Annotated in this window: 5 protein-coding genes; 4 read left to right on the forward strand and 1 reads right to left on the reverse strand. The window is 62.4% G+C overall.

Annotated elements, in window-relative coordinates:
- Positions 1-618: 2OG-Fe(II) oxygenase (locus F8K16_RS03240; protein ID WP_294946869.1), on the forward strand; the 618-nt coding region annotated here is incomplete at its 5' end.
- Here F8K16_RS03240 and F8K16_RS03245 read toward each other — a convergent pair.
- Positions 615-1,271, reverse strand: a complete 657-nt coding sequence (locus F8K16_RS03245) for an HAD family phosphatase (RefSeq protein ID WP_294946871.1) — start codon at positions 1,269-1,271, stop codon at positions 615-617. The two genes, F8K16_RS03240 and F8K16_RS03245, sit on opposite strands and share 4 nt — an antisense overlap.
- A gap of 53 nt (positions 1,272-1,324) precedes the next feature.
- On the opposite strand from F8K16_RS03245, the gene F8K16_RS03250 reads away from it, so the two are divergent.
- The 3 genes from F8K16_RS03250 to F8K16_RS03260 form a co-directional block, all read left to right on the forward strand.
- A complete protein-coding gene (locus F8K16_RS03250) occupies positions 1,325-1,855 on the forward strand; it encodes an RNA pyrophosphohydrolase (protein WP_294946875.1) in 531 nt (176 codons plus the stop codon).
- Positions 1,856-1,967: 112 nt separating this feature from the next.
- Positions 1,968-4,628, forward strand: a complete 2,661-nt coding sequence (gene aceE / locus F8K16_RS03255; RefSeq protein ID WP_294946878.1) for a pyruvate dehydrogenase (acetyl-transferring), homodimeric type — start codon at positions 1,968-1,970, stop codon at positions 4,626-4,628.
- A 54-nt stretch (positions 4,629-4,682) separates the two neighbouring features.
- Positions 4,683-4,816 (forward strand): biotin/lipoyl-containing protein (locus F8K16_RS03260; RefSeq protein ID WP_294946880.1); only part of this gene is annotated, 134 nt, incomplete at its 3' end.

Consider the following 4,816-nt stretch of genomic DNA (forward strand, 5'->3'; position numbering starts at 1 on the left):
ATGGAGGCTATTGTAATGGAGCGGGCAGTGGCGGCAGACGAACTGTTCGAGCAGCTGAGCAGCCGGGGCTACGCGCTGGTGCCCGGCTTTCTGGAAGAGGATCTTCGGCAGGCGCTGTATGAGGAGGCCATGGGTCATTATGAGGCTCGGCGCATGCATCAGGCCACCATCGGCCGGGGCGCCGACAATCAGGTGGATACCCGCATCCGTGGCGACAGCATCATCTGGCTGGATGGTCACACCCCCGCACAGCAGCGGTTCCTTGCGCTGATGGCGGATTACCGTCGCCAGCTCAACCGCAAGCTTTTTCTGGGCATCAACGGCTATGAGGCGCACTTCGCCCTCTATCCGCCGGGGCGGCATTACAGCCGGCACTGGGACAACTTCCGTGGTCGCAGCAACCGTATTGTGACGACGGTGCTGTATCTGAATCCGACCTGGCAGGCGGAGTGGGGCGGGGAGCTGGTGCTTTATGGCCCGGACGAGCAGACAGTGCTGGAGACGGTCGTGCCGCAACCGGGGCTCATGGCCACCTTCATCAGCAGCGAGGTTCCCCACGAAGTGCGGCCGACGCGGCAGCCGCGTGTGAGCATCGCCGGGTGGATGCGGCGGGATTAGCGGAAGGAGGTGATCGGCCAGCCGGCCCGTTCCGCGTGGGCGCGCAGCTTTTCGTCTGGATCCACCGCCACCGGATTGTCCACACGCTCCAGCAGCGGGATATCATTGTGGGAGTCTGAGTAGAACCAGCTGCCGGTCAGATCGGCGCCGTTGTCCGCAAGCCACTGCTCCAGCCGCCTGACCTTGCCCGCCTGAAAGGTGGGAATGCCGACAATCTCGCCGGTGTAGCGGCCCCGTTCGTCCCGCTCCGGTTCGGTGCCCAGTAGAATGTCCACGCCCAGCCGCCGGGCGATGGGCGCGGTGACGAAGGTGTTGGTGGCGGTGATGATCATCACCGTGTCGCCCTTTGCCTTGTGCGCTTCAATGGTCTCCAGTCCCTTCGGCAGGATGATCGGCTCAATGTACTGGCGCATGAACGCCTCATGCCAGCGGGCAAGCTCTTCGGGATCGCGCCCCACCAGCGGCGCCAGAGCAAAGCGCTGGTAGGCGTGAATGTCCAGTTCGCCGCGACAGTAGTCCTCGTAGAAGCGGTCGTTGATGCGGCGGTGCTCTACCGGATCCACGATGCCCTTTTCCGCCACGAACACGCCCCACAGATGGTCGCTGTCACCGGCCAGCAGCGTGTTGTCCAGATCAAAAATTGCCAGCGCCATATCCGCTTCCTACAATAGCTGGAATAAATAAGAAAAATCTGAGAGAGCACACAATGCCGGCGCATTATAACCGTGATGAGGATGATGCCCTCATCGACGAGGAGGGGTATCGCCCCAATGTGGGCATCATTCTGGTCAATCCGGAAGGGAAGCTGTTTCTGGGCAAGCGCATCAATCAGGATGCGTGGCAGTTTCCCCAGGGGGGCATTCATCCCAATGAGACACCTCAGCAGGCGCTGTTCCGCGAGCTGAAGGAGGAGGTGGGGCTCAACCCCGCCGACGTGCGTGTGCTGGGGCGCACGCGCGACTGGTTGCGCTATGACCTGCCGCCTCAGTATGTCCGACACCACAACCGGCCCGTCTGCATCGGTCAGAAGCAGATCTGGTTCATGGTGGGGCTGGTGGGAGACGAGTCCAGGATCCGTCTTGACCAGCATCACCATCCCGAGTTCGAAAGCTACCGCTGGGTGGACTACTGGGTGCCTGTGCAGGAGGTGGTGGAGTTCAAGCGTTCCGTCTATCAGCAGGCGCTCACCGAGCTGGAAGAGGCCATGAAGCGCCTGTGGCTGCCTCATGCACCATAGGCTGAATGACGTCCGCTTCATGTTAAGATACGCCGGTTTTCCGCGCGGGTCGTGACGACGGCCCCGACGCCCCGTGGCGCCAAAAGCGCCTGACAGACAAAGAGGTACGAATATGAGCGAGAAGTTCATCGACCAGGATCCGACAGAGGTCCAGGAGTGGCTGGAGGCCCTCGAGGCCGTGGTGGAGTTCGAAGGCACCGAGAAGGCCGAGCATCTGATCTCCACCCTGATCGCCAAAGCCCGCCAGTTCGGCATCGACACCCCTTATTCCGCCAACACGCCCTACATCAACACCATTCCTGTCGAGCAGCAGCCCAAGTATCCGGGCGACCTCAAGCTGGAGCAGCGTCTGCGCGCCATTCTGCGCTGGAACGCCATGGCCATGGTGGTGCGTGCCAACAAGCACACCGGCGTGGGCGGACACATCGCCTCATACGCCTCCAGCTGCACCCTGTACGAGGTGGGCTTCAACCACTTCTTCCGCGGTCCCGGCACCGAGCAGGGGCACGACATGGTGTTCTTTCAGGGGCACACCGCGCCGGGCATGTATGCGCGCGCCTATCTGGAAGGCCGTCTGGACGATGAACATCTGAAGAACTTCCGTCAGGAGGTGGATGGCCACGGTCTGTCTTCCTACCCGCACCCGTGGCTGATGCCCGGCTTCTGGCAGTTCCCCACCGTCTCCATGGGGCTGGGGCCGATCATGGCCATCTATCAGGCCCGTTTCATGAAATATATGCAGGCGCGTGGTCTGGCTCAGACCGACAAGCGCAAGGTATGGGCCTTCCTGGGTGATGGCGAGATGGACGAGCCGGAATCCCGCGGCGCCATCCATCTGGCCAGCCGCGAGAAGCTGAACAACCTGATCTTCGTCATCAACTGCAACCTGCAACGGCTGGACGGGCCGGTGCGCGGCAACGGCAAGATCATTCAGGAGCTGGAGGCCTTCTTCCGCGGCGCCGGCTGGAACGTGATCAAGGTCATCTGGGGCTCTGGCTGGGACCAGCTGCTGGCCAGGGACACCTCCGGCAAGCTGATCCAGCGCATGGGCGAGGTGGTCGACGGCGAATACCAGGCCTACAAGGCCAAGGACGGCGCCTATGTGCGCAAGCACTTCTTCGGCAAGTATCCGGAAACCGCCAAGCTGGTGGAAGACTGGACCGACGAGGAAATCTTCCGTCTGACCCGGGGCGGCCACAGCCCGCGCAAGATCTACGCGGCCTACAAGGCAGCCATGGAATCCGACCTGCCCACGGTCATTCTGGCCAAGACGGTCAAGGGTTACGGCATGGGGCCCTATGGGGAGGCGGCCAACACCACCCATCAGCAGAAGAAGCTGGACATCGAGGGGCTGAAGTATTTCCGCGACCGCTTTGCCGTGCCCATCTCCGACGAGCAGTTGGAGAAGGATGTGCCCTTCTACCGTCCGCCAGAAGACTCCGATATCATGCGTTACATGCGCGAGCGTCGGGAGGCGCTGGGCGGCTATCTGCCCCACCGGGAAGATCGGGGCGACAAGCTGCCTGCGCCGGATCTGTCCGCCTTCAAGCTGATGCTGGAAGGCACCGGCGAGCGCGAAATGTCCACCACCATGGCTTTCGTGCGCATTCTCTCCACCCTGCTGCGGGACAAGCAGCTGAAGGACCGCATCGTTCCCATCATTCCCGACGAGGCGCGCACCTTCGGCATGGAGGGCCTGTTCCGCCAGATCGGCATCTATGATCCTGCCGGTCAGCTGTACGAGCCGGTGGACAAGGATCAGGTGGCCTACTACAAGGAGTCCGAAAAGGGGCAGGTGCTGGAAGAGGGCATCAACGAGGCCGGCGCCATGTCCGACTGGATTGCGGCGGCCACCGCCTACGCCAACTATGGCGTCAGCATGATCCCGTTCTACATCTTCTACTCCATGTTCGGCTTCCAGCGCATTGGCGATCTGGTCTGGGCAGCGGGCGATCTGCGCGCCCGTGGCTTCCTCATCGGCGCCACCGCAGGCCGCACCACGCTGGAAGGCGAGGGGCTGCAGCACGACGACGGTCACAACCTGCTGTTCTATGACGCGGTGCCCAACTGCATGAGCTATGACCCCACCTTCGCCTACGAGATGGCGGTCATCATCCGTGACGGCATCAAGCGCATGTATGAAGACAAGGAAGATGTCTTCTACTACATCACCGCCATGAACGAGAACTACAGTCATCCGCCCATGCCGGAAGGGGCCGAGGAAGGCATTCTCAAGGGCATGTATCTGTTCCGCGCGGCGCAGGCGAAGGAAGGTCAGCCGGTGGTCAACCTGATGGGCTCCGGCACCATCTTCCGCGAAGCCATTGCCGCCGCCGAGCTGCTGGCGGAAGACTGGGGCGTGGCGGCCAACCTGTGGTCCGCGCCCAGCTTCAACCTGCTGGCCCGTGACGGCAAGGAGGTGGCGCGCTGGAACATGCTGCATCCGGAAGCCGAGCCGAAAAAACCCTATGTCACCCAGCTGCTCGAAGCCCATGAAGGGCCGTGCGTGGCGGCGACCGACTACATCCGCGACCTGCCGGAGAAGATCCGCGCCTGGGTGCCGCACACCTACATCACGCTGGGCACCGACGGTTTCGGCCGCTCCGACACGCGTGAGAAGCTGCGCCGCTTCTTCGAGGTCAACCGCTACTACATCACAGTGGCGGCGCTGAAGGGGCTGGCGGATGACGGCAAGCTGGACCGCGCCGTGGTCAGACAGGCCATCGACAAATACGGCATCGACGCGGACAGGACCTGGCCGCTGTATCTGTAATGACCGGGGCCGCCGCTGCGGCCCTTTTCACACCCGAAAGAAGGAACAGGCTGTATGAGCATCAAAACCATCACCCTGCCGGATATCGGCGACTTCGCTCAGGTGGATGTGATCGAAGTGCTGGTCAGTGAGGGCGACACCGTCGCCGTGGACGATTCGCTGATCACCCTGGAATCCGACAAGGCCAC

Source organism: Sulfurivirga sp. (assembly GCF_015490265.1).
Classification (GTDB): domain Bacteria; phylum Pseudomonadota; class Gammaproteobacteria; order Thiomicrospirales; family Thiomicrospiraceae; genus Sulfurivirga.

What these genes read in the sequence shown, in the direction of transcription:
- F8K16_RS03245 (WP_294946871.1), bottom strand. Translation starts at nt 1,271, where the DNA reads ATGGCGCTGGCAATTTTTGATCTGGACAACACGCTGCTGGCCGGTGAC.
- F8K16_RS03250 (WP_294946875.1), top strand. Translation starts at nt 1,325, where the DNA reads ATGCCGGCGCATTATAACCGTGATGAGGATGATGCCCTCATCGACGAG.
- aceE (WP_294946878.1), top strand. Translation starts at nt 1,968, where the DNA reads ATGAGCGAGAAGTTCATCGACCAGGATCCGACAGAGGTCCAGGAGTGG.